General features: G+C 40.7%; 21 protein-coding genes and 1 riboswitch. Of the genes, 10 read left to right on the top strand and 11 right to left on the bottom strand.

Features of this window, described 5'->3' with window-relative positions; translation table 11 throughout:
• The first annotated feature begins 73 nt into the window (after positions 1–73).
• Positions 74–1,357, top strand: coding sequence for a Gfo/Idh/MocA family protein (locus AAH582_RS14970; RefSeq protein ID WP_343318375.1), 1,284 nt, complete (start codon positions 74–76; stop codon positions 1,355–1,357).
• An 82-nt stretch (positions 1,358–1,439) separates the two neighbouring features.
• Here AAH582_RS14970 and AAH582_RS14965 read toward each other — a convergent pair whose 3' ends face one another.
• Genes AAH582_RS14965 through AAH582_RS14955 form a run of 3 tightly spaced genes read right to left on the bottom strand, consistent with a single transcriptional unit; the run spans position 1,440 to position 3,345 of the window.
• Complete coding sequence (locus tag AAH582_RS14965) at positions 1,440–2,057, bottom strand: alpha/beta hydrolase (RefSeq protein WP_343318374.1); 618 nt, start codon at positions 2,055–2,057, stop codon at positions 1,440–1,442.
• A 23-nt stretch (positions 2,058–2,080) separates the two neighbouring features.
• The gene (locus tag AAH582_RS14960) at positions 2,081–2,380 is read right to left on the bottom strand and encodes a GNAT family N-acetyltransferase (RefSeq protein ID WP_046672947.1); all 300 of its coding nucleotides are present in this window, start codon (positions 2,378–2,380) and stop codon (positions 2,081–2,083) included.
• 38 nt (positions 2,381–2,418) lie between these two features.
• The gene (locus AAH582_RS14955) at positions 2,419–3,345 is read right to left on the bottom strand and encodes a ring-cleaving dioxygenase (RefSeq protein ID WP_343318372.1); all 927 of its coding nucleotides are present in this window, start codon (positions 3,343–3,345) and stop codon (positions 2,419–2,421) included.
• 365 nt (positions 3,346–3,710) lie between these two features.
• Between AAH582_RS14955 and AAH582_RS14950 the strand changes: the two genes are divergently transcribed.
• From AAH582_RS14950 to AAH582_RS14910, 9 genes are all read left to right on the top strand, one after another.
• Positions 3,711–4,196 (top strand): nuclear transport factor 2 family protein, encoded by a 486-nt coding sequence (locus AAH582_RS14950; RefSeq protein ID WP_343318371.1) that lies wholly within the window; start codon positions 3,711–3,713, stop codon positions 4,194–4,196.
• Positions 4,197–4,326: 130 nt separating this feature from the next.
• Positions 4,327–5,151 carry a glycoside hydrolase family 16 protein gene (locus AAH582_RS14945; protein ID WP_053003562.1) on the top strand — a complete coding sequence of 275 codons (825 nt, stop codon included), beginning with the start codon at positions 4,327–4,329 and terminating at the stop codon, positions 5,149–5,151.
• Positions 5,152–5,313: 162 nt separating this feature from the next.
• Positions 5,314–5,892, top strand: coding sequence for a helix-turn-helix domain-containing protein (locus AAH582_RS14940; protein ID WP_343318370.1), 579 nt, complete (start codon positions 5,314–5,316; stop codon positions 5,890–5,892).
• A gap of 184 nt (positions 5,893–6,076) precedes the next feature.
• Positions 6,077–7,417 carry a DUF5690 family protein gene (locus AAH582_RS14935; RefSeq protein ID WP_343318369.1) on the top strand — a complete coding sequence of 447 codons (1,341 nt, stop codon included), beginning with the start codon at positions 6,077–6,079 and terminating at the stop codon, positions 7,415–7,417.
• Between the two features lie 32 nt (positions 7,418–7,449).
• Entirely contained in the window at positions 7,450–8,604 is a 1,155-nt protein-coding gene (locus tag AAH582_RS14930) for a TIGR03364 family FAD-dependent oxidoreductase (RefSeq protein ID WP_343318368.1), read from the top strand.
• Positions 8,605–8,930: 326 nt separating this feature from the next.
• Positions 8,931–12,851, top strand: a complete 3,921-nt coding sequence (locus AAH582_RS14925) for a response regulator (protein ID WP_343318367.1) — start codon at positions 8,931–8,933, stop codon at positions 12,849–12,851.
• 4 nt (positions 12,852–12,855) lie between these two features.
• Positions 12,856–13,212: a response regulator transcription factor gene (locus tag AAH582_RS14920; RefSeq protein ID WP_070570518.1), complete on the top strand. Its 357-nt coding sequence runs from the start codon at positions 12,856–12,858 to the stop codon at positions 13,210–13,212.
• Positions 13,213–13,216: 4 nt separating this feature from the next.
• A complete protein-coding gene (locus tag AAH582_RS14915) occupies positions 13,217–14,284 on the top strand; it encodes a hypothetical protein (protein ID WP_115049269.1) in 1,068 nt (355 codons plus the stop codon).
• Complete coding sequence (locus tag AAH582_RS14910) at positions 14,278–17,700, top strand: sulfatase-like hydrolase/transferase (protein ID WP_343318363.1); 3,423 nt, start codon at positions 14,278–14,280, stop codon at positions 17,698–17,700. The genes AAH582_RS14915 and AAH582_RS14910 overlap by 7 nt, the downstream gene beginning before the upstream one ends.
• Here AAH582_RS14910 and AAH582_RS14905 read toward each other — a convergent pair.
• The 8 genes from AAH582_RS14905 to thiS form a co-directional block, all read right to left on the bottom strand.
• On the bottom strand, positions 17,697–18,938 hold the full coding sequence (locus tag AAH582_RS14905; protein ID WP_343318361.1) for a YaiO family outer membrane beta-barrel protein: 1,242 nt from the start codon (positions 18,936–18,938) through the stop codon (positions 17,697–17,699). The two genes, AAH582_RS14910 and AAH582_RS14905, sit on opposite strands and share 4 nt — an antisense overlap.
• Positions 18,939–19,084: 146 nt before the next feature.
• Entirely contained in the window at positions 19,085–19,792 is a 708-nt protein-coding gene (locus tag AAH582_RS14900; RefSeq protein WP_343318359.1) for a HesA/MoeB/ThiF family protein, read from the bottom strand.
• A gap of 4 nt (positions 19,793–19,796) precedes the next feature.
• Positions 19,797–20,921, bottom strand: a complete 1,125-nt coding sequence (gene thiH / locus AAH582_RS14895) for a 2-iminoacetate synthase ThiH (RefSeq protein ID WP_046672956.1) — start codon at positions 20,919–20,921, stop codon at positions 19,797–19,799.
• Positions 20,922–20,930: 9 nt separating this feature from the next.
• Positions 20,931–21,701: a thiazole synthase gene (locus AAH582_RS14890; protein WP_046672957.1), complete on the bottom strand. Its 771-nt coding sequence runs from the start codon at positions 21,699–21,701 to the stop codon at positions 20,931–20,933.
• Positions 21,698–22,315 (bottom strand): thiamine phosphate synthase, encoded by a 618-nt coding sequence (gene thiE, locus AAH582_RS14885; protein ID WP_343318357.1) that lies wholly within the window; start codon positions 22,313–22,315, stop codon positions 21,698–21,700. Before thiE ends, AAH582_RS14890 begins: the two co-directional genes overlap by 4 nt.
• Positions 22,276–22,893: a thiamine phosphate synthase gene (locus AAH582_RS14880; RefSeq protein ID WP_343318355.1), complete on the bottom strand. Its 618-nt coding sequence runs from the start codon at positions 22,891–22,893 to the stop codon at positions 22,276–22,278. The genes thiE and AAH582_RS14880 overlap by 40 nt, the downstream gene beginning before the upstream one ends.
• On the bottom strand, positions 22,890–24,704 hold the full coding sequence (gene thiC, locus AAH582_RS14875) for a phosphomethylpyrimidine synthase ThiC (RefSeq protein ID WP_343318353.1): 1,815 nt from the start codon (positions 24,702–24,704) through the stop codon (positions 22,890–22,892). Before thiC ends, AAH582_RS14880 begins: the two co-directional genes overlap by 4 nt.
• Before the next feature lie 45 nt (positions 24,705–24,749).
• The gene (gene thiS, locus AAH582_RS14870; RefSeq protein WP_046672961.1) at positions 24,750–24,956 is read right to left on the bottom strand and encodes a sulfur carrier protein ThiS; all 207 of its coding nucleotides are present in this window, start codon (positions 24,954–24,956) and stop codon (positions 24,750–24,752) included.
• Positions 24,957–25,015: 59 nt separating this feature from the next.
• Positions 25,016–25,111: riboswitch (TPP riboswitch) on the bottom strand.
• Positions 25,112–25,262: the final 151 nt, after the last annotated feature.

Raw genomic sequence — 25,262 nt, 5'->3', positions numbered from 1 at the left:
CAAGCGTATGTAGTCCATTCGTATCTGATATTTAGATGATATCCGTTAAAAACAAAACTTAAACCAATATCCAATGAATAGAAAAGATTTTATCAAAACGTCTACTGTTTTAGCTGCTTCAACATTTTTTTTAAATGCGAAAGGTTCAACCTTTTTAGATCAATCCATCCGGGTTGGATTAATTGGTGTAAATGGTATGGGCTGGTCTGATTTGAATGCGTTGTTAAAGAATGATGGCTTGGTGTGCACGGCTCTTTGTGATGTGGATGAAAATATTCTTAAAAAGAGAGCCGAAGAACTTCAAAAAAGAAATATACATGTCGAAACATTTGTAGATTATAAGAAGATGCTGAATAGCGCGGTTGTGGATGCGGTCATTATTGCCACTCCAGATCATTGGCATTGCCTGCAAATGATCGATGCCGTAAATGCTGGAAAGCATGTGTATGTCGAAAAACCCATTGGTAACTCCATTCTTGAATGTCAATTAATGGTTCAGGCAGCAAAAAAGAATAAGGCTATTGTACAAGTCGGACAATGGCAACGGAGTCAGCAACATTTCCGGGATGCCATTGATTTTGTTCATTCGGGTAAATTGGGCAAAATAAGATTGGTGAAAGCTTGGTCTTATCAAGGGTGGAAAAGTGCTATCCCCGTTGTCCAAGACGAACCGGTTCCCGCAGGTGTACATTATACGGAATGGCTAGGCCCAGCACAAAAAAGACCATTTAATTCGAATCGATTCCATTTTAATTTTCGATGGTTTTGGGACTATGCGGGTGGTTTGATGACCGATTGGGGCGTGCATATGTTGGATTATGCTTTACTGGGGATGAAAGTTTCCGATCCAAAATCCATCATGGCCTCAGGAGGTAAGTTTGCGTTCCCGGACGACGCCGGCCAAACGCCCGATACGATGACTGCCGTGTATGAGTTTGATGGCTTCAATATTCAATGGGAGCACGCCAAGGGGATTGATCTCGGGCCTTATAACCGTAATCATGGTGTCGCATTTATTGGTAACAATGGTACGCTGGTGTTGAATAGATCGGGCTGGGAGGTCATTCCAGAAAAAGGAAGGATGGAGGCGGTCGCTATCCAACCTTCTTTAGATAATGGGTTGGATAAGCATATGGAAAATTTTGTAGCGGCCATTCGCGAACGTAATCCAGAAATACTTCATGCACCAATTGAAGTAGGTGCGCATATTGCCATCTTTTCTCAGCTCGGAAATATTGCGTTCAGAACTGGACAAAAACTCTACTGGGATAAAGATAAACAGCATTTTACTGATCAGAAAGCAAATAAATACTTAGCTTCGGTTTATCACAACGGTTATAAATACCCAAAAGTATAATGCATTAAAATTGGTTGTTGATTAATCATTTTAATCAACAACCAATGGATCACTCTTTACCAATGAATCATTGCTTTATTTCTTAAAGAACAAATTCATTTGCAAGATCGATCTCCTCGCGATTGATGGAGTGGCCTGCGTTTTGATATACCATGAGCTTTACATTAGCATTCATGTTTGCCAAGATGGATACTGTAGCTTCAACCCGTTCAAGAGGAACATGGAAATCAGGATCGCTAGTGCCAATAAAAATAGGTGTTTGTGCGAAGTCACCCTTATAATTATTCCTGTTAATTTCTTCACCGATTACTCCGCCAATAATTGCTATAGCGCCACCATAGCGTTGCGCATGCCGCGCAAGGTATTCCAGTGTTAAGCAGGCTCCCTGGGAAAAACCAAAAAAATAGATGTTTTCGGTGGGAATCCCATGGTCTAAAGCTCGTTTAACCGTATGATCGATCAGATCTATTGCCGAACTCAACCAGGGTTCATTCTCTTGTACGGGAGCAATAAAAGAATAGGGGTACCAACTGTGATTTTCTGCCTGTGGTGCAAGTAGTGCGAAATTATCGACATGAAGATAGGATGACATACCAAGGATGTCTTCTGCACTTCCTCCACGACCATGGATCATGATAATCGCTTTTTTTGCCTGTTCTAAATTTTGCCCAGCTATTTTAATATTTATTGAATGACTCATTTTATCCTTTCATATATGGTAATTTATACCGTTTTTTTAAACCACACGTCCTGATAGAGCTCTGGATGGCGATGAAACTGCGCATTTACATAAGGACATAAAGGAACAATTTTCATGTTGTTTTCGCGCGCATGAGAGACCAATTTCTCGAGGAGTATTTTTGCAAAACCCCGGCCTTCATAAGCTTCGTCTACCTCCGTATGATAAACAACCAAATTACCGTCGATGATAGCGATGCTCATTAAACCTGCTTTGTGGTCGTCGGAGAATAATTGGAGCTCTCCACGTTGATTTTTGTCTAATACAATTTCAGTTCTTTCCATAATTTCCTCGTTTGAATAATGATGTTTTTATACTTTAATTAATCGATTTTTGGCAATGTCTGCTCAATCTGCGAACGATAGCTTTCATATTGCTTTGGCAATTTCAGTGCCGACCCTAAACTGTATAGCGGCTCGTCTACTGTAAATCCGGGATTGTCTGTCGCGATTTCAAATAAGACACCACCAGGTTCACGAAAATAGAGTGAGAAAAAGTAATCTCTATTTATTTTTTCTGTGATATTCAGCCCTGCCGAAAGCACCTTTTCGCGATACTCCATCAATACATTGTCATCCTTTACCCGGAATGCGATATGATGGTTTGTGCCAGCCGCATTTTTGCCATAGGGCAGATTTTTATCCGCTATTATGTCGACAATGTTTGCGGTTTCAATGCTGTCAGTTGTTAATCTATAGCGGTTGTCATCCTGCTGATGAAACGAATAACCTAAAATATCGGTCAATACGCGTATAGTTGGATCTGCTTCTTTTAATGAAAGCGTGACATTATGGAATCCTTTTAGCGCATGTTCTGCATTGACGTCGGTCGTTGTCCATGCCTTTCTAGGGTCGTTAGTTTCAATAAACTGAAGTTGTAATCCATCGGGATCATGAAATGAAATCAGCTTCTCTCCAAAAATCTCATTTTCCTGTAAACTAATCTGATGTTCCGCTAAGCGATTTTTCCAGAAATCCAAACTCCCCTGAGGTACGGCATAGCCAATATGAGTCGCCATTCCCGCTCCCGGAGTACCCTTTCCGATACCTTCCCAAGGGAAAAATGTAAGAATCGTTCCAGGTTCGCCCTGTTCATTACCGAAATAGAAGTGATAGGTCCCTGGGTCGTCGAAATTAACTGTTTTTTTGACAAGGCGTACACCCAGTACTTTCGTATAAAAATCAAGATTTCGCTTTGCATTGTCGGCTATCGCAGTAATGTGATGTAGTCCTAATATTTTATTTTCCATAGCTGATATTTTTATTTTCTTAACTGATGTAAAGTTACATCGTGCAATAAGAAATTTTATTGAACTAGATTAATAAAAGCGATAATTGGCCTTTTTGTTTTATAGCACTATTGATTTTCGAAAATATAAAAAAAAACGCCTGAAGTTGGGAGCTTCAGGCGTTTAACCTAACCAATTATTAACCTAAATTTATGAAATGTATATTTCTGAATATTATACTATCGATGATAAATCCAATTATCATGCCAATATTTAATAGTGTAAAAGACCTCAGATAAAAGCAGTATATATTGTATAATTTAGGTAAATTGGATTGTGCTAAGGTGGGGTGTGAATCGATGACTTCAATTAAAATAGATTTAAAGATGAAAAATAGAACAATAGTTAGGGTCATGACTTTCTCTGTTTTATTGCTAACGCTGGGTTGTCAGCAATCTCCAACAAATGAATCCAAGGAAGCTGCGCAAAAACAACTTGACGAAAACAAAGAGAATAAAAGAATCGTTTTAGATTTTTATCAGCAAATGTTTGGTGATAAGGATATTTCTGCAGTTGACAAGTACATTTCTCCTCAGTATATCCAACATAATCCCGCTGTTGCGGATGGAGCAGCAGCGTTTAAGCTCGCTGCGACAAAGTGGTTTGAAGGGCAGCCTAAGACAAAGATTGATGTACAGCATATTGCTTCGGACGGCGATTTGGTCTTCATACACCTAAAAAATAAGAATCCAGATGGTAGCCTTAAATCGACAATCGATATCTTCAGATTGGAAAAAGGTAAAATCGTAGAGCATTGGGACGCGCAGCAAGATGTACCTAAGAACGCGGCAAATGCTCACCCTATGTTTTAAGGAGTTTGCGCAATCTCATTTTTTGCGTTTGAATCTTTGTTTCTATTAATTTTTAGCGGAGTTGTCGGTTATGGTAATTTATGTCTAAATTTAGGCCTAAATCATTTTTTGCGAAACCACTATTTTAATTATGAAGAGAGTCCTAAGCCTAAGTTGTTTTTTCTTACTGTTTTCTGCATGTAGTGTTCATTATAGTCCAAAAGAATATCCTTATGTGTATATGCAAAAGAAGGATCGTGAGCTTAAAGAATGGAAGCTGGTATGGGAAGAAAACTTCAATTCCCCAAAGCTAGATAGTAGTAAATGGTCCCGGATTCCAGCAGGGGAAGCCGATTGGAATCGGCATATGAGCATGGATGACGCCTGTTTTGGATGGGAAAATGGTGAGTTAATTCTTAAAGGAATAAAAAATGCAGACAAAAATAGCGATTCAAGACCATTTTTGACAGGCGGGATATGGAGCAAGGGGAAGTTTGCTTTTCAGTACGGACGCGTAGAAATCAAAGCCAAGCTTGGAAGTGCAAAAGGCGCATGGCCTGCCATGTGGATGCTGGCGGAGTTGGACAAGTATGGGAAATATCCTAGAAATGGTGAAATCGATATTATGGAGCATCTTAATTTTGACAATATCATATACCAGACCACGCATTCCTATTATACGTTGGATCTGGGGCAAAAGGAGAATCCGAAACATTTTGGTACAGCATCGGTCAGCACTGAAGCATATAATATATATGGTATAAGTTGGTATCCCGACCGCATCGTATTTCAGGTGAATGGTGTTGATACCTTTACTTACCCAAGAATTAATGATGTCGACCCTTCTCAGTGGCCATACGATCAACCCTTTTACCTTTTGATTGACCAACAGTTGGGCGGAAACTGGGTTGGTGAAGTAAATCAAGACAAGCTACCCGTTGAGATGCGTGTTGACTGGGTTAAAGTTTACCAATAGTACTCACCAATGCTGAGCAAAATGAAAGATGAAAAATCTACTGTTATTGAACCACAGTTTTCCGGAAACAGTGAAATATTATAATTTTATAGGAGACCTATGATTAAGTGCTAAAAACTTAATATACGCGACATAGGAAAAATGTTTACTTTTGGCCAAATTATGGAAGATAATACGATATTCAAGATTAGTAATAAGATTAGGGAAATCCGAAAAGAAAAAGGAATTACGATACAGGAAGTTGCGGATAGAGCGGGGGTAAGCAAGGGACTTATTTCGCAAATTGAAAATAACAGAACAATACCTTCCTTACTCGTATTGATTAATATCATCAATGCACTGAATATTGATCTTAACGAGTTTTTTAAAGATTTTAATTCTGAATTGGATTCAGGCCCTGTGGTCGTTCGGAAAAAAGATACGTATAGTCCGTTTGAAAAAGAGTCGGCGATAGGTTTTCATTATAAACGGATTTTTACAACTGCGATGGATAGTTCGACCATGGATATTGTTCTTTTGGAGTTGCTTCCAGATGCAGAACGCCCCATGGTGGAGACCGAAGCCTATGAATATAAATATATCATTAGCGGACAGGTGGAGTATATCTTCAATGATCAAAAAATTAGCTTAGCGGAGGGCGATTCGATTTTCTTTAATGGACGACTATCACATACACCGCGCAATGTTGGAAATGGAAAGGCCGTCATGCTAATTGTATACTTTTTTGAAAATAAGAAATAGATAATAACACGTTAAGTATTAGAGCATCATTGAATCATTCAATGATGCTTTTTTTATTTTATACTTTTCGTATTACAAATGGATAATTATATTTGTTTATAAATACTTAACAAAAGTTTAGTATTGTGTTAATTTCCAAAATTTACTTTTGATTGCGGACGATGAGGTCTGTTAACAAGTTTAGATGATGGAGTTAAACCAACGAATAAAACGACGCATAAATAGACTGGATGAGAAATCTGTGGCTATTGTTCTGGCTGTTACAGCATTTTTATGTTATACGAGTATGTATTCATTTAGAAAGTCATTTACGGCATCTGCCTTTGCAAATGATGCTATTTTTGGTGTCGATTATAAAGTCTGTATGGTGGTCATTCAAATGCTGGGCTATTTGTTGTCAAAGTTCTATGGCATTAAATTTATTTCTGAAAGTAAACAACGTAATAGAGGACGGTATTTAATCGCATTGATTTGTATTTCATGGATAGGGCTTTTGGCATTTGCACTTTGTCCAAGGCCTTGGAATGTTGTCTTTCTTTTTATCAATGGTTTTCCATTGGGAATGGTTTGGGGATTGGTATTTAGTTATTTAGAAGGAAGGCGTTTTACAGAGATTATGGGGGCAGTAATGTCCGTGAGTCTGATTTTTGCTTCTGGACTGATAAAAACTGTTGGACGGTGGTTGATGTCTTCTTTTCATATTAATGAATTTTGGATGCCATTTTTGACGGGTTTACTTTTTTTTCTACCCTTTATTTTGTGCGTATGGATACTTGAAAATGCCCCAGAACCTACAACGGAGGATAAGAAGCTACGGACAGAACGCGTTGCAATGGACAGTCAAATGCGAAAACACTTTTTTAAAACCTTTATGCCCGGGATTGTATTGACTATTATCGTGTACACGATGCTTACTATTTTACGTGACGTGCGGGATAACTTTGAGGTAGAAATCTGGCAGATGTTACATGTAAAAGGAGCGGGTATTTTTGCAAAAGTTGATGGGACTATTTCATTAATTGTATTGCTGTTGGTGAGTTGTCTTATCATGGTTAAAAACAATCTTAAAGCGTTTAAGTTGATTCACTATATGATCATTATGGGTTTCCTTACTGCAGGTATTTCTACCTATTTGTTTACGAGGCAATGGATTGATGGTTTAAGTTGGATGTTGCTCGTTGGTTTGGGGTTATATATGGCATACATTCCTTATAACGCTATATTTTTTGAAAGAATGATCGCTACATATCGTATGAAAAGTAATATTGGTTTTGTGATGTATATGGCTGATTCAATCGGCTATTTGGGTAGTTTTCTGATATTGGTGAACAAAGAGTTTATGCCAAATTCTGTTACTTGGGGAAATTACTTTATTCAATTGGTTTTTTCGGCGTCTATTATCGGAGCGATTTTGGGCATCTTCTCCCTACTTTATTTTATTCGAAAAAAAGAGCAGATGAAAGTAAGCGACGATGAGTTGTTGGCTCCTTGGCATGCGACAAAAGGAGAAGTACAAATTAGTTAACTATACTTTTTTATGATATTCTATTTATAAAGATGAAAACAAATACATATGATTTAATTATTGTTGGGGGCGGGATTTTAGGAACCTTTCATGCCTATCATGCGTTACAAAAGGGGTTACGTGTGCTCCAACTCGAAAAGGATAATTTTCCCGTGGGATCTACCGTTCGTAATTTTGGACAAGTAGTGCCATCGGGAATGGCCGGTGAATGGTTTGATTATGGTGTACGTGGACTTGAAATATATCAATCTATTCAGCGGGAGATGGATATATCCGTTAGAAAAAATGGTAGTATCTATATTGCTTCAGATAATGATGAAGTTCAGGTACTTCATGAGTTATCTAAGCATTATCAAGCGAAAGGATATGAACATGAACTTTGGTCGAAGGAACAGGTTTTATTGAAATATCCTGTGATGAATGCTAGTTATGTTAAAGAGGCTATCTTTTTTCCGCAGGAACTCAGTGTAGAACCCGAGTCAATGATTAGACAGCTGCATATTTATATGCAAAATAAGTTTGTGGACTATACGTTGAAATACGATACGACAATTGTGGCCTGCGAGGATAAAAATGATGCTGTTGTTGTCACAAGCAGTACGTTGCAAAACTTTGAAGGGAAGAAATTGCTTATTTGCAATGGATACGAGTTTAAAATTTTATATCGTTCCTTATTTGACAATAGTGGACTTGAAATTAGCAAGTTGCAAATGATGCGAACGAAACCTTTGGCCCATATCCATTTGCCAGGGAATATTTTAACAGGACTGACCATTCGTCGATACGAGAGTTTTGAAGAATACTGCCCATCTTTTCAAACAATTCCATTGCCTGATCACTATCAGGAGCTACGCAATTATGGAATTCATATGCTTTTTAAACAGGCCACGGATGGTAGTATTATTATCGGTGATTCGCACGAATATGCAGCGGGCAACAGACTGGATGAATTGGGCTTCGCTGTGAATTCCTATATCAATGAATTGATGATTACAGAAGCCAACCGTATCATGCCGATGGAGCGTGCCTCGATTTCATCCTCTTGGGCAGGTTATTATTCGCAGCACAAAGATCATATTCTTGAAATCGACGCTAGCTCAAGGATACATGTTAGAACCGGTATCGGAGGGAAGGGAATGACAGCAAGTGCCGGCTATGCCGAACAGAGTATTGAAAAACTTTTTTAACTTATACCTATCGCAGAGCCCCGCTATCACATTTAGCGGGGCTCTTTCGTTTTTAAGCTATTTTCTGGATCAATTTATCCAAATGCACTGTAGAATTAAAGTTCCCGCTTTCTTAATAAGGTAAAAACAATATAAAATTCAATTAGTAAATAACTAAATTATGAAGAAGGCGTATGGATAATCTTTTTATAGCATCAACTATTTTTGCAGTTGATTGTTCTTTATAAAACATTTATCTGAGCAATATTTCCTTATTGTTTAGGCGTTAAACAATGTTTTTATTAACTTCACGGTCACAATAAACCAGATCTAAATAGTAGAAGTGAATGGCAAATAATGTTTTTCCTGAAAATGAGTTAAGAAGGATAGAAAAATTAAAGTCCTATGAGTTAATGGGACTCGGGAAAGACCCTGAGCTGGATGTTTTTGCGCAGGCGGCCTGTCTGATTACAGATTGTCCCGCAGCGTTAATTGCCATGATGGAGCAAGACACACAACGTATTCAAAGTTGCGTTGGTATGGAGTTGGATACCGTTGACAGGAAGAATACAGTCTGTCAATACACCATAATGAGTAAGGAGGTCCTCGTCATTGAAGATACTTTTGAAGACCCACGCTCGTCTTCCAATCCATTGATTCGCGAGGGAAATATCCGTTTTTATGCCGGCGTTCCGCTCCTGGATGATGATGGCGATGCGCTTGGAACGATCTGTGTCATTGATTTCCATCCGAAAACGCTTTCGGATAAACAAAAAGACTCGTTGGAGGAGCTGGGCAAGGCAGTAACCAAAATATTATTGGGAAAAAAACGAAAAGTTCAGGCTGGTTATTTCTCCGAAATTTTTCACTTGACGAACAATATTATTTGTGTATTGGATGAGGCGCGCAAGGTAAAAGAAGTTAACCCCGCATTTAGTAAAGTCCTGGGATTGTCCAGGTCGAATAGTTTAGGCAAATCTATTTTTACCTTATTGGGAGATACTGAAAGGGAATTAGTGTCGGACTTAGGTCGGGTTGAGGAAACCAAATACGGCGTTCAATCAACGAGTAGGACTAAAATAGAGAATGGCCAAGTTGTTGAAATTGAATGGCATTTCAAATATGATCCAATAAATCATGATATTCTGGCTTTTGGCAGAAACGTAACAAAAGAGCGCGAAGAAAAACTCAAGTTGGAGAATTCTGAACGTAGATTCCGTAGCTTTTTTGAAAATGCGATCGGTCTGATGAGCATGCATGACTTGGACGGTAATATTCTATCCGTTAATGAAAAAGGAAGGGAGATATTGCGGTATGCCAAAGAAGAGGTAAAAGGACTTAACCTCAAGAAATTGGTGCCGTCTCATCATGTCGCTCTTGTTGAAGAATATCTCAAACGTATTGCAAGCAACAAAGAGGACTCGGGAATGATGGTTCTTCAAACAAAAGATGGTGAAGACATTTCTTGGCTATACCATAATATGTTGGAAACGGATGAAAATGGACGATCTTATGTTGTCAGTACGGCCTTGAATATGACGGATCGACTGCGCCTTGAAAATGATCTTTTGCATACCAAACAAATCCTGGAGCAGACCAATGCTGTCGCTCAGGTAGGCGGATGGGAGGTCAATTTAGCTGAAAACAAGGTCTATTGGTCCGACTCCACGAAGTTAATTCATGGTGTGGATCCTGATTTTACACCTGATTTTGAACATGCAATCGGATTTTATGAGCCGGAAAGTCAGGTTATTTTGCGTGGAATTTTTGAAAACGCCGTTAAAACAAGAACACCCTATGATACCGAATTGCGTCTATTAAAACAAGATGGTGAATCAATTTGGGTGCGGGTAAAAGGTATTCCCGAATTTGAAAATGATGTGTGTAAACGTGTTTTTGGAATTATTCAGGATATTGATAAAAGTAAATCGCTATTCTTGGAACTGGAACGCAAAGAATCTATGTTACGGGCTTTTGTGGATTATGTTCCTGCTTCGGTTGCTATGTTTGACCGAGACTTTAACTATATTTCGGTGAGTAATCAATGGTTGGAAGATTTTCACGAAGGAGTAAGTTTGCCGCCAAATAGTAACTTTTTTCAATTGTTTCCGAATATACCGGAAAATAGAAAAAAAATCTACCTTGATGCGCTGGAGGGAATACCGTATAAGAATACGGATGAAGTCATACAGGCTGGTGGACTTGCCGAAGCACAACATTTCAATTGGGAAGTAAGACCGTGGCATCTCGCTGATGGAAGTATAGGTGGGATCATTATTTTTACACAAAATATCACTGAATCGGTTAAAATAAATGATGAATTAAAATTAGCGAAAGAGTTGGCCGATCTGGCGAGTAAGGCAAAGTCCGAATTCCTCGCCAATATGAGTCACGAAATTCGAACGCCATTGAACGGTGTGATTGGATTCTCCGATTTGTTATTAAAAACACCATTAAATGACACACAGTTACAATACTTAGGCTATATCAATGAATCTGGAAATAGCTTACTCAATATTATTAATGATATTTTAGACTTTTCAAAAATCGAATCCGGTAAGCTTGAATTATTTGTCGATAAGTATAATGTATATGATGTAGCGAATCAGGTTATTAATGTTGTTCTCTATCAAGCACAACGCAAAGAAGTCGAACTGCTTTTGAACATTGAACAGGGGCTGCCGGCTTTTGTTTGGATTGATGAGGCACGTATTAAGCAAGTATTGGTGAATCTATTAGGTAACGCCGTTAAGTTTACGGAAAAAGGTGAGATTGAATTTAAGATCAGTAAACTTCGCAACGATGAGGATAAATTGACCTTACGTTTTTCGGTTAGAGATACGGGGATAGGAATTCCACCAGAGAAACAACAACGCATCTTTGATGCCTTTACACAAGAAGATAGCTCCGTCAGTAAACGATACGGCGGCACGGGACTAGGCTTGACAATCTCCAACAACCTCCTGAAATACATGGGTAGTAAATTGAATCTGGAAAGCGAACTGGGCGTCGGATCGACGTTCTATTTTGATATCGAGGTCCGATGCGAAGAAATGGAGGAGGAAGATACAGACTTACCGTTAAATCGTGTCCTCGTTGTCGATGACAATGCTAATAATCGGATTATCCTTCAACATATGTTGGCCTATAAAAACGTTGAGTCTGTCCTCGCAGAAAACGGTATGGAAGCCTTACAGTTGCTGATGAAAGGTGAACGATTCGATGTGATTTTAATGGACTATCATATGCCTATCTTATCGGGTCTGGAAACGATAGAAAAGATTAAGGAACTCTTTAGAAAACAAGAAGAAGGCATTCCATTGATTGTATTACATACTTCCTCGGAAGAGCATGAGGTGATTTCTGCATTTAGACAGGAGGAGCGGTCATTCTGTCTACTTAAGCCGATTAAATCTGAAGAACTGTATTCGACTTTAAGAAGGGCGATACAACAAAATAGGGAAGATGCTGTGCAAGTAAAGGCGAATGCAAACTTATCGTTATCATCAGATTCGTACGGTCAAGACGTTAAGGTGCTCCTGGCAGACGACAATGCCGTTAATATGGCGCTTAATTTACGCATGATGGCTAGCATCATGCCTGGCGCCCAGTTAACCGAAGTTTCTGACGGAGCCCAAGCCATTCGTGCTTGCAAAGAAAAACAATTTGATTTTATTTTGATGGATGTTCAGATGCCCGAGGTCGATGGTATTGAAGCAACCAAACAGATCCGGCAAATGTCATCCTATGCTGAGACACCTATTATCGGTGTTACTGCCGGTAATATTTCAGGCGAAAAGGAACGCTGTCTGGAAGCGGGAATGTCAGACTTTCTAGCTAAACCTATTCGTCAACAGGATTTATTCAAGGCCTTGGAAAAAGCCATGTTATCGGTTAAACCTAGTGCTGCCGAAGCCTCGGATCTGGAAGATTTGGACGAGCATCTGGATATGCGACGGCTGGAAGAACAGGCTGGCGATGATCCCGCATTTTTAACCTTTTTTCTGGATTTGGTCGTCCGGGAAATAAAGGGGTCTAGAAAGCAGTTAAAGGAGGCCATTGATACAAACGATATTGTACGCATCAAAGAACTCCTTCATAAGTTGCGGGGAACTTCATCGACAGCCGGACTTATTAAATTGGCTCAAATGACCAAGGACCTTGAGATCAGCCCAACGATTGAAACAGACCTTGCGATCGCTTTTGTGGCAATTGAACAAGAAATGGATATCGGATTGGAATTAATTGCAAAAATCTTAAATAAATAATGATATGTTGATTTTAATAGCGGAAGACGACGAATTGATACTACGTACTGTTGAACACAAATTAGTGAAAGAAGGACACGAAGTGGTGCTGACCAGAAATGGCCGTGAAGCCATCGAGAAAATTAATGAACTGAATTTGGATTTAGTTGTAACGGATATTATGATGCCCTTTGCTTCTGGTATTGAAATTCTTTCGGCAATAAAGAGTATCGGAAAGAAAATCCCGGTTATTGTATTATCGAGTATGGGCCAAGAGGAGGTCGTGGTGGATGCATTTGATTTAGGCGCATCTGATTTTATGGTTAAGCCATTTAGTCCAAACGAACTGATTCTTAGGATAAAACGCCTGATAAATAAATAAAATTATGCACCACCATATCGAGCTACATGAGCTTATTCTGGCGATTGTTATCGTATTGATTTTAGTACTATTATTGATTATCACAGTACTGGGATACAGCTTTTATAGCTATAGAATCCTTCATAATAGGCAATCTTGGCGACAGATCATCGAGTACAAAATTATGGAAACTATAGTAGGTGGCGATGAGAATGGCGATCGAGACTTGGAGTTTGCGAAATACCTGAAGGAACCTTCTTTTCGGGCTCTTTTTTTGGATGTATTAGTTGACTCGGATCGAAAATTTTCTGGTGGAGCGAAACAATCGATCAATAGGTTGTTTCATGATTTTAAATTGGAGGATGAGGCTTGGCGAAAGCTTCGGCATAGAAAAGCTTATCTGGTTGCGGGTGGTGTTCAAGAGCTTGCCGCGATGAATGTTGAACCGGCAATCCCTGAGATAACAGCCAAGCTTAATGATCCCCGTACTGCGGTATATCAAGAAGCACAATATGCGATCGTAAGTTTTAAGGGATATGAGGGACTTGGTTTTTTGGACCATTTCGATCGTCCCTTATCTGACTGGCAACAATTGCGTTTATTGTTTTCTATTCATGAAATACCCGAGCTTTCGGAGTTACATGTGGATACCTGGCTTAAGAGTTCAAATGATTCTGTCGTCGTATTTACATTGCGTTTGATCCGAAAATTTAGATTGATGACTTTTTATACCGAAGTTTTTAGCCTATTGGATCATCCATCTACGAAGGTTCGTGTACAAGCCATACGAACGTTGCAGGCTATTGAGAACAGTGGGACAATTCAGCAATTTATGCAAAATTTTGATCTGCAACCAATAGAAGTTCAGATCGAAATCCTTAAAGCAATGAAGATTGCCAAAAGTAGGGAAAGTGAGTATTTTCTAAAGGATCAACTGTGGAATCATAACCAAGTGTCAATTAAAATTTCTGCAGCAGAAGTACTCGTTGTACTGGGCGAAGAACAGTATTTGCGCGAGATTTCACAACGTGAAGATACATACGACGAACTTACACAAATTATTAAACACGCTTTGCAAGAGAAAAAATGTTAGAGTTTTCCCATATCGTATACGAAATTATAGTTTGGTTATTTTTGCTTTATTCGGCAGCAGTATTCATTATCTATACTTGGATAGGGCTATACGCTTATGGAGCGGTGTTTCGTTACAAACACAATAATACATTTACGGATTATAGTATTATTGCCACCAACCCCAACGCGCCAACATTCAGTCTGATTGCGCCAGCATACAACGAAGGGATGACCATCGTTGAAAACGTACGTTCATTATTGTCGCTGTATTATCATAATCTGGAAATTATTATCGTTAATGATGGTAGTAAAGACGACTCAATTTTGAAATTGATAGCTTCTTATGAACTTGAACCAACGTCCTTTTTTGTTCAGGGAACTATTGAGACCAAGGATATAAGGGGGATCTATAAGAGCAAAAATCCAGCTTTTAAGAAGCTGATTGTTGTTGACAAGGAAAACGGCGGTAAGGCTGATGCGCTCAATGTCGGCGTTAATATTTCTTCGGGAGATTATATCGTCTGTATTGATGTGGACTGCATTTTGGAACAGGATGCTATTCTAAAATTAGCAAAGCCATTTTTGGAGCAGACCGACAAACGCGTTATAGCCTGTGGCGGAGTTATACGTTTGGCTAATAACTGTAATGTTGTGAACGGTTCGGTGGTCGACGTTAATCTTCCAAAATCATGGTTGGGACGTACGCAGGCTTTGGAGTATATCCGTGCTTTTATTTTAGGCCGTATGGCTTGGTCCAGGGCTTCGGGATTAATTCTTATTTCCGGGGCATTTGGCGCTTTTGACCGGGAGATTGTATTAGCGTGTGGGGGCTATGACCGAAATACGGTGGGAGAAGATATGGAACTCGTTGTTCGTATGCGCCGCTATATGGAGGAGCAAAAGCAAGCCTATGAGGTGGTCAACATTCCTGATCCATTGTGCTGGACGGAAGTACCCGAGTCAAAAGAAGTATTGCGTAAGCAGCGCAATCGTTGGATGCGGGGCACGATGGAAACCTTATGGAAACATCGAAAACTCATGTTCAACCCCAAATATGGCCGTTTTGGTATGCTCAGTATGCCTTACTGGTTTTTCTTTGAATTCTTAGGACCCATTGTCGAATTTACGGGCTATATTGTTTTTCTGATCTTTTTTATTCTGGGAATCATCAATTGGCCATTTTTCGTTGCGCTATTTGCTTTGGTAATTGCTTCCGGAATTTTGTATTCGATCTATGCCATCTTAGTTGATCTTGTTAGTCATCAGGTTTATTCGAAGAAACGAGATCTTTCCACGCTGATAACTACGGCGATACTAGAACCTTTGTACTTTCACCCAATCGTTGTTAAAGCTGGGGTACAGGGGGTTGTTGATTACTTTCGCAAGCAGCACGGCTGGGGAGAAATGACACGACAAGGCTTTCAACAAAAAGATGCGAACGAGTCTGTCTGGAAATACCTCGGTCAGCGATTGAATCTGTCGTTACAGAGCTTAGGACCTGTTATGTTGGTGTTCTTTGCCTTGTATATGTTATCCGTTGGCGTAGAATGGTGGTGGTACGGCCGTCGATTTGTTCAGCTTTCGGAGTCACATGCCGGGAAATACCTGTTCTTGGATAACATCTTGTTTCTCTTTCAATCCTTAGCCTGTTTGGGAATCGGCTATTTATTGCTTCAGTTCATAAGCAGTTTTTGGGCGAGACTTCTTATGGTCATATCGTTTGCGTTTATTGTCGTTATGCAATTCATCTTATTCCTGTATTTTGGCGAATCGAGAAATTTGCTTGGGGCTGATATGTTCTATTACAGTTCGGAAGAGATGAAGCAAATTCTGCAGGCTAGCGGTATGTTGAGTTTTACCAATATTGCCTTGCTGCTGTTATTGATCGTAATTTCTTGGGTTCCCCTTTGGGTTGCCAATAAACAGACATTCAAAAAGGCTTATGCGAGTATTGCACTGTTATCTTTGGGGATCATATCGTTTTTTGTCTCCTCGGCTTCGCTTTTGGGGGGGAGCTCCGAAAAAGATGAATTCGTCGCCAATGCAAGCCGGAGTAAGTGGCGTTATTTTTTCGATTCCAATTTCACTAATTACGTGGATGAGCACCCTGGGATGCTCGCTATGTTCAATAAAGACGACGATGATGCAAAAGTGGTAGATACTAAATTTCCCTTTTTGAAAAAAGAGGATACTAAAGATTTCCTAGGGGCATACATGCAGAAAACGGCGAAAGTACCCAATTTGGTCATTCTTGTTATCGAGGGTTTAGGACATGCCTATAGTGCTGAAAATGGCTATATTGGCAACTTTACACCTTTTATAGGTACATTGAAGCAACAGTCTTTGTATTGGGATAATAATATGAGTTCCTCGGGTCGGACATTTTCCGTTTTGCCGACCATAACAGGTTCGTTGCCTTTTGCAACACATGGATTCCTGGAACAAGACACCTTGCCTGACAACTTTAATCTATTTAATATTCTGAAGAGTAATGGATTCAATACTGGGTTTTTCTATGGCGGTCATTCTAATTTTGATTTCATGAAAAAGTTCATGGATTATAATAAAATAGATATGCTCATGGACCAAGCCGCATTCGGACCTCCTTATAAAAAATTACCCGAAAAGGGTGGGGAGAGCTGGGGATATGAAGATCAAGCTGTCTTTAGCAAACTTCTTGAAGTACAGAAGGTACAGGAACACCCTTATTTCCATGTTCTTTTGACACTATCAACCCATAATCCGTTTTTGATTAATAATGCGGCTCATTATGAGCAACTATTTGATCAACGTATCGCAACATTGAACCTTACACCCGAACAAAAAAAGTGGGCTTTGGAAAACCGTACCCAGCTTGTTTCGGTGCTGAATCTAGATGATGCGATGGAACAGTTCTTTAATGAATATAAAAAGAGACCAGATTTTGCAAATACTATTTTTGTCATAACTGGGGACCACGCGATGCCTGAGATACCCTTGCAAAGCAAAATCGATCGTTATCATGTTCCACTGTTGATTTATTCACCACTTTTGAAAGGGCCAAAGACTTTTCATAATTTTGTTAGCCATTTTGATGTCGCGCCTTCCATATTGGCCTACTATCGCGAGAATTTTGGTATGAAAACTCCTACACAAGTTACCTGGATCGGTCAGGGCCTTGACAAGGGCACTTCAGCTCAGGGAGATGGCATTGCCATGATGCAGAGTAAAAATCAATTGATTGATTTTGTAAAAGGCAGTTACCATCTTTCCGATGGACAACTGTATAAATTGGATGGAATACTCAATGAAGATGCCGCCTCGGATAATGCAAGAGAAGAATTGTCCAAGCGCTTTGAACTATTTAAGCGCAAGAACAAACTCTTTTATACCCAGAAGCGACTTCTTCCAGACAGTGTGTATACAAATTACTTTAATAGAACAAAGAAGAACTAGAATTTTCGAATATAACCAAGGATGATGTCCAATTGATTTCCTTTCTCTTTTGGCCTGAATTCTTGGTTATAATAGGTGCCCGAAATTGAAAATAGGTTACTTTGTTTCACCGAGAAGTTATACTCGGCACCTACTTTGAATGTCTTTAATTTATAGGAAGCGTTGTCCAATAGATTATTTCGGTTTTCTTCGGGGCTCAGACCCGTTCCGGCACTGAATCCGAAGTAATCGTTTGCTCCTTTTGTATAATAGCGGACCGTTCCGGTATAGGATTGGGAAATATTCTTTTCGCCCGGTGTAAGATAAGTCCTCAGATTGAACCAAAAGTTTTGGTAATATTTTCCTACTGAAGCCGTGTACATCCAGATGTTGTCACTAAAATAAAGCTGACGATATCCGATCTCTCCCTCAAAGCTGTTCGGAAGATTGGCATAGAGAGACACGCCAGTTCTATATTTCGCAAAAATCCCCACATTATTGGAGTATCCAGCACCCACGTAGAGGTAAAATATCTTTGAAAGACGAGGATAAGCCTCCATCTCGAATTGTACGCCATTTTCTGCAAATTTATTTGCATAGTTGGTCCTGAAAATAACTGATCCTATGGGGGTTGCCCGCTTATAACTTAAGCCGACAATGTGCCAATTATGATCAAACTGTTTGTCAAAATAGACGAAGTTGTAGGTCAGACCGATTGCGTTTTTAGCCGTATATTCTTCAATACTTTTTGCCAGTGCTCGAGCTTCTGTGTTTTTAGGATTAATTGCCAATAAACTATGAATTGCCTTTTCGGCAGCTTCATAATGATCGTTGCCATAACTAATTTTACCTTTTAACAGCAATAGATCCTGCGACTGCGGATGTTGGCTAAGCCCTTTGTCTGTAATTGCAATAGCTTTGTCAGTCTGATCATTCCAATATTCCAATGAGGCATATGCTAAAAAGAAATCTTCATCACTTGTATTCTTTTTGTCCAGTTCTGTGAAGATGGTTCTTGCCGAATCAATTTTATCCGACCAGGTATAAAGCCGCCCGAGAAAGATGCTAATATCGGTGTAATCCGGTGCTTGAAGTAGCGCCTGTTTGGATAATTGAATGGCTTGCGGATAATCTTTTGAATCAAAGGCTACCTTTCGCGCTTTTACAAAGAGATCATCAGCAGTGAGTTTCGTCTCTTGCGCAATTGAAAATAAGGGTAATAAAGAGAGGGAGAGTAATGGATAAATTACTTTTTTCATTCCAGATCGTAAAGTTGACATTTAAGCTTGCTAATATATAAACTAAAATTAGCAAATTTTGTTTGTCTGCTTTTGTTTTAAAATAAATTTTTGAGCTCTTTTAAAGCGTTCTATCTCTTTTTGCGGAACGCCTTCCGAAATAATCCTTAGAAGGAGAGTTTCGAAAAACGCCAATGGAATGTGTCAACAACCGTTAACTGGTTGCTGTCTACGGGTAATCCGGTTATTATTTTAAGCACCTGCATGGCCATCATACTGCCGATAATACCGGGTAAAGGACCCAGCACCCCATTTTTATCGCAATTTGGAACCTGTTCCGGATCGGGGGGCGTTGGAAAGATATCCAATAGGTTTTTACTACCCTGATAGTTAAAGACAGCCAGCTGTCCTTCAAAACCATAGATGCTACCGTACACCAAAGGTTTATCGAGTTGTAGGCACGTATGATTAAGCAGGTAGCGTGTTGTAAAGTTATCACAGCAATCGACAATGATATGATAGGGAGCGAGCAATGCTAGCGCGTTGTCTGCATCTATTTTTACCTGAAAGGGCTCAAAATCAATTGTACTATTGTGTTGCCGTATATAGGCTGTGGCACTTTCTGTTTTTGCCTGGTGTATATTATCTTCGGAATGAATGATCTGTCTATTTAGATTGTGGATTTCAACCCTGTCAAAATCAACCAGGCCAAGTTTGCCTATACCAGCCGCGGCTAAATATTGAACGACAGGGCTCCCGAGTCCCCCTGCACCGACGACCAATACCTTGGCATCCATAATCTTCCGTTGTCCGGTAACGCCGATCTCTTCAATAAAAATCTGTCTGCTATAGCGATCAAAAATGTTATTTTTCATGTATTTAACGTACTATACCGGCATAATTGCTCTCCCAGTCTTTCATCACTGGAGAATAGCCCATCTTTCTGATTTGATTTTTTATTGTTTCCATATCTCTTTCATCACTTACTTCAAATTGTTCCAAAGCTTGCGGATCAACAACATAGCCTCCCGGATTGGTCTTTGAAGCGGCACTCATGGTCGTTACGCCAATAGGTATGATATGATCCCTGAAGGTTTCGTTCTCTCGGGTGGAAATGGAGATTTCTAAATTTTCATTCCACAGGCGGTATGCACAGATCAACTGCAGTAGATCGCGGTCTGCCAAATGAAAATTTGGCTCAACAGAACCTGCGGCTGGTCGCAGGCGTGGAAAGGAAATCGAATAGCGTGTTTGCCAATATTGTTTTTGTAAATAGGCGATGTGTGCCGCGGTGAAAAAGCTGTCCACCCGCCAGTCCTCCAGCCCAAGTAATACGCCCAGTCCGATTTTATGGATTCCCGCCCGGCCTATACGGTCAGGCGTATCCAAACGATAGTCAAAATTGGACTTTTTTCCTTTCGGGTGATATTGTTTGTAAACTTCGCGATGGTAGGTTTCCTGATAGACCAATATTGCATAGACTCCGGCCGCCTGCAGTAATCGGTACTCGGATTCTTCCAGTGGCTGTACTTCAATGGATATCTGTGAAAAATGAGGTTTTAAAAGCCGAATAGCATTTAGGAAATAAGTGATCTCGACAGTTTTGTTGGCTTCTCCGCTGACCAGTAAAACATGGTTGATTCCCATGGCTTTGAGTGCCATTGCCTCTAGTAATAGTTCGGAGTTGCTCAGGGTTTTGCGTTTGATTTTATTGTCCATGCTAAAACCGCAATATGTACAGATGTTTTGGCACTCATTGCTCAGGTAAAGCGGGGCATAGAGCTGTATGGTTTTACCGAAGCGACGTTGCGTGATTTGTTGGGTTTTTTGTGCCATTTGCTCCAGATATGGTGCTGCAGCCGGTGAGATGAGCGCTCTAAAGTCAGAGAGCGTTAAATGGTCTTTTTCTAACGCATGTTGTACATCCTGATCCGTAGCGTCATAAATCTGTGCATGGACCTCATCCCAGGAGTATTCATCGCGTATCATTTTGAAATCTGTCATAGTGAATCATCAATCAAATAAAAATGAAGTTAGGGGGCTCGAAGCGATTGCTTGGGAGCCTATCTTTCCCAATCCGGCCTCATAAGCTTTCCGTCCAGCGATAACGGCCTCTTTGAAAGCTTCGGCCATACGTATCGGATTATTAGAGACTGCAATTGCCGTATTGACAAGCACCGCATCAGCTCCGATTTCCATGGCTTTAGCGGCATCGGAAGGCGCTCCGATTCCAGCGTCTACGACCACTGGGACATTACTTTCCTCAATAATAATTTCGAGAAAGTCCAAGGTACGCAGCCCTTTATTGCTACCAATAGGGGCACCTAAAGGCATAACGACGGCTGTGCCCGCATTTTCTAAACGTTTGCAAAGAACCGGGTCTGCGTGGATATATGGCATGACGACGAAACCCAATTTAGCAAGTGATTCGGTGGCGCGTAAGGTTTCAATAGGATCGGGCAGCAGATAACGCGGGTCGGGATGAATTTCCAATTTCACCCAGTTTGTTTCCAGTGCTTCGCGAGCAAGTTGAGCCGCAAGTACTGCTTCTTCAGCTGTTCGTGCTCCCGAAGTATTGGGAAGCAAATGGATTGCCGCCAGATCGAGCGCACTGATGAGACTGTCGTCTGAGTCGGTCTGGTCGATTCGTTTGAGGGCGACGGTGACCAATTGGGAAGCCGAAGCCACAATGGCAGCGCTCATTTCTGTGAGATTACCGAATTTGCCCGTACCGAGAAATAATCTGGATTCAAATACGCGATCGGCTATATGTAGGTTGCTCATAGTAAAATTTTATTGATGGATGAAACAATGTTTGGAGTCTTGGTTACGATTCCCGAGAGTGCTACACCGTAGACGCCAATTTCTAATAGATGTTGGATATCTTCAAGTTGGCTTATACCGCCAATTGCAAATATTGGAATAGGGGTTAGGCCTTCTCGGCGGACTTGTTGGATGATGTTTTCATATCCTGCAATCCCCAGTAGGGGACTTAGTTTTTGCTTTGTCGTGGTATAGGTGAATGGCCCGAGCCCGATATAGTCACAACGTTCACTTATTCTTTGTTTTACATCCGCAAAGCTATTGGCTGTACCGCCGATTATTTTTCCTGCACCCAATAGGTGCCGGGCAGCTGTTACACTGCAGTCGTCCAGTCCCAAGTGCACCCCATCAGCGTCTACGGCCGCTGCAAGCGAAGGATGGTCATTGATGATACAGCTGGCACCAAATTCGGTACAAACCTGCCTGATCTCTTCGGCGAGCGCATAAAGATCTTTTTCCTCGGCTTCCTTCCATCGGATCTGTATCCATTTGGCCCCAGCATCCAGCGCTTTCAGCATGTTGTTTTTTTGTTCCCTTAAAGTTTTACCTTGTGAGATATATTGGAGTCTTTCCATAGTTTTTGTTTGCATGCAATAAAATTTTGAATAGGATCCCGATGTTTCCATAAAGTGCCATATAAGGCAATTCCATCTGCACCTTGCTGCATCGGAATAAGACAGTTGTCTTGGTTTATCCCTCCAAGACCGATGAGACGAACAGCAAAGTTGGCACGTGACGGGAGTTGACCGAGTCTTGTATTATGCGTTCCATACCCCACTTTTGAGATGCTCGGAAATAATGGACTGAAAAAAGCATAGGCCCAACGTTCATCAAGGCTATTGAATTGATCAATATCATGCACAGATGTTGAACAGATTGTTGTAGGCCCCAGTTGATTTGCAGATCCATGCAGTCTACTTTTATCGTTCAGGTGGATTCGTGCAATCCCAAGCTCAGCCGATAGATGCGGATGTGAGTGTAAAACCAATCTGTCGCGGTATATAGGAGCTATAGTTTCTATATATCGCGACATTTGTAAGTCTGTAAAATGATACTTACGCAAATGCAGAATATCAAGACCTTCTTTAAACAACGCTGTTATAATCGCCTGTTCAGAACGGATTGTTTCTGCTGCTGTCAATGCAATAATCATGAATAGATCTCTTTTCCTTGTGCGATGAATTCCTGCGATTTTTCCAGCATCCCCTGGGCGGCACTATCCCTGATTTCCTGCGTTATTTTCATCGAGCAAAATTTGGGACCGCACATGGAGCAGAAGTGCGCAACTTTAGCCGCATCTGCCGGCAATGTTTCGTCATGATATTCCCGTGCGGTATCTGGATCAAGGGAAAGGTTGAATTGATCTTCCCATCTGAATTCGAATCTCGCTTTACTCAAGGCATTATCACGATATTGTGCACCAGGGTGTCCTTTGGCTAAATCGGCCGCATGGGCAGCTAGTTTATAGGTGATTACACCATCTTTGACATCTTTTTTATTTGGTAGGCCCAGGTGTTCTTTGGGGGTCACATAGCAAAGCATTGCACAGCCATACCAACCGATCATAGCCGCTCCAATGGCGGATGTGATATGGTCATAGCCTGGAGCAATATCTGTTGTTAAGGGACCTAAGGTATAAAATGGCGCTTCGTCGCAACAGCCCAATTGCTTATCCATATTCTCTTTGATCAATTGCATCGGGACATGGCCCGGCCCTTCGATCATCACCTGAACATCATGTTTCCAGGCGATTTTGGTGAGTTCGCCCAAGGTTTCGAGCTCCGCAAATTGAGCTGCATCGTTTGCATCTGCAATAGCTCCGGGGCGAAGACCGTCGCCAAGTGAAAAAGCCACATCATATTGTTTCATAATTTCGCAGATTTCCTCAAAATGGGTATAGAGAAAATTTTCTTTGTGATGAAAAAGACACCATTTGGCCATGATAGAGCCGCCTCTGGAGACAATTCCAGTAACTCGGGATGCCGTGAGATGGATATAACGAAGCAATACGCCGGCGTGTATGGTAAAGTACGAAACACCCTGTTCGGCCTGTTCAATCAAGGTATCTTTGAATATTTCCCAGGTAAGATCCTCGGCCACCCCCTTTACTTTTTCGAGCGCCTGATAGATCGGTACTGTACCGATTGGGACTGGCGAGTTACGGATAATCCATTCGCGGGTTTCGTGAATATTTTTGCCAGTGGATAGATCCATGATGGTATCAGCCCCCCAACGACAGGCCCATACCGCTTTCTCAACTTCTTCCTCTATGCTTGAACTTACGGCGCTGTTGCCAATATTGGCATTGATTTTAACAAGAAAGTTGCGTCCGATAATCATAGGTTCACTTTCAGGGTGATTAATATTATTGGGTATGATTGCTCTTCCAGCGGCGATTTCTTCACGGACAAATTCGGGCGTAATAGCCTTGTTGGGAGTTCGGGCTCCAAAATTTTGCCCCCGATGCTGATGATCCATTCCAGGGGTACTAGCTTCCAACTGCTCAATACGTTGGTTTTCCCGGATAGCAACATACTCCATTTCCGGGGTAATGATGCCTTGCTTTGCATAATGTAATTGGGTGACATTCTTGCCGGCAGAGGCTACTTTCGGTTTGTGGCTATAGGCAAATCGGAGTTCGTCCAACGTTGGATCAGAAAGTCGTTTTTGTCCATATTCAGAGCTGATGCCAGTCAATTGTATGACGTCCTGACGATCCAAAATCCACTGTTCGCGAAGGCGTGGGAGCCCCTTTCGGATATCGATCTGGACGGTGTCATCCGTGTAGGGGCCAGAAGTATCATAGATTGTTACCGGCGGATTAATTTCGATCTGTCCATTCGTTAATTTGGTTGGGCTCAAGGAGATTTGACGCATAGCGACTTGAATAGGAAATAGTTTTCCGGCTACAAAAATTTTCTTTGCATTTGGAAAGGGGGATTGCGTAATTGTTTCAGCTGTCATTTTTTCTGTATTGTGGTGAATTACTCGGTTGATTTTTTTGAAAGGCTATCCGCCCTGAGATGCGGTGATTAAGATAATCTGATCATAAGGCTTAACTGTCGTCGTAGCCCAGTCCTTTTTGGGGATGACTTGGTTGTTGATGGCTACAGCCACACCCTGGGTTTTGCCAGATAATTCCAAAAGTAACAAGCCTTCAAGTGAAGTAAGTGCGGGATCGAAAAATCGAATTTGATGGTTTATTGTAAGTTCCATTCCTTAATTTTTTTGGTAAAACTTTAGGAATGGCTACACAAAGGCGCAGCAATGCACCTTGTAGACAGCTCACTTTTCCCTACGCCAGTATGATCCGGATCAGGTTCTAAGGGTAAAATCTCAGCCTGCATGAGCAGACACCCCTAAAGTTGCGACTAATATAAGGTTATTTTTATGAAAGTTGCAAGAAATTTATTTTGCTGTCTGAGGTATATCGTGCAGGAAAGGACAGGTCACTATGTGGAAAATATTTGATATATTAGATTTTTAAATCAGCTAAAACAATTTAACAACCACCAAGAATAG

Origin of the sequence: Sphingobacterium multivorum, assembly GCF_039511225.1 — a bacterium.
In the GTDB taxonomy this organism is placed as follows: domain Bacteria; phylum Bacteroidota; class Bacteroidia; order Sphingobacteriales; family Sphingobacteriaceae; genus Sphingobacterium.
The sequence above is the reverse complement of the archived record's forward strand: the minus strand, read 5'-3'. Positions and strand labels throughout refer to the sequence as shown.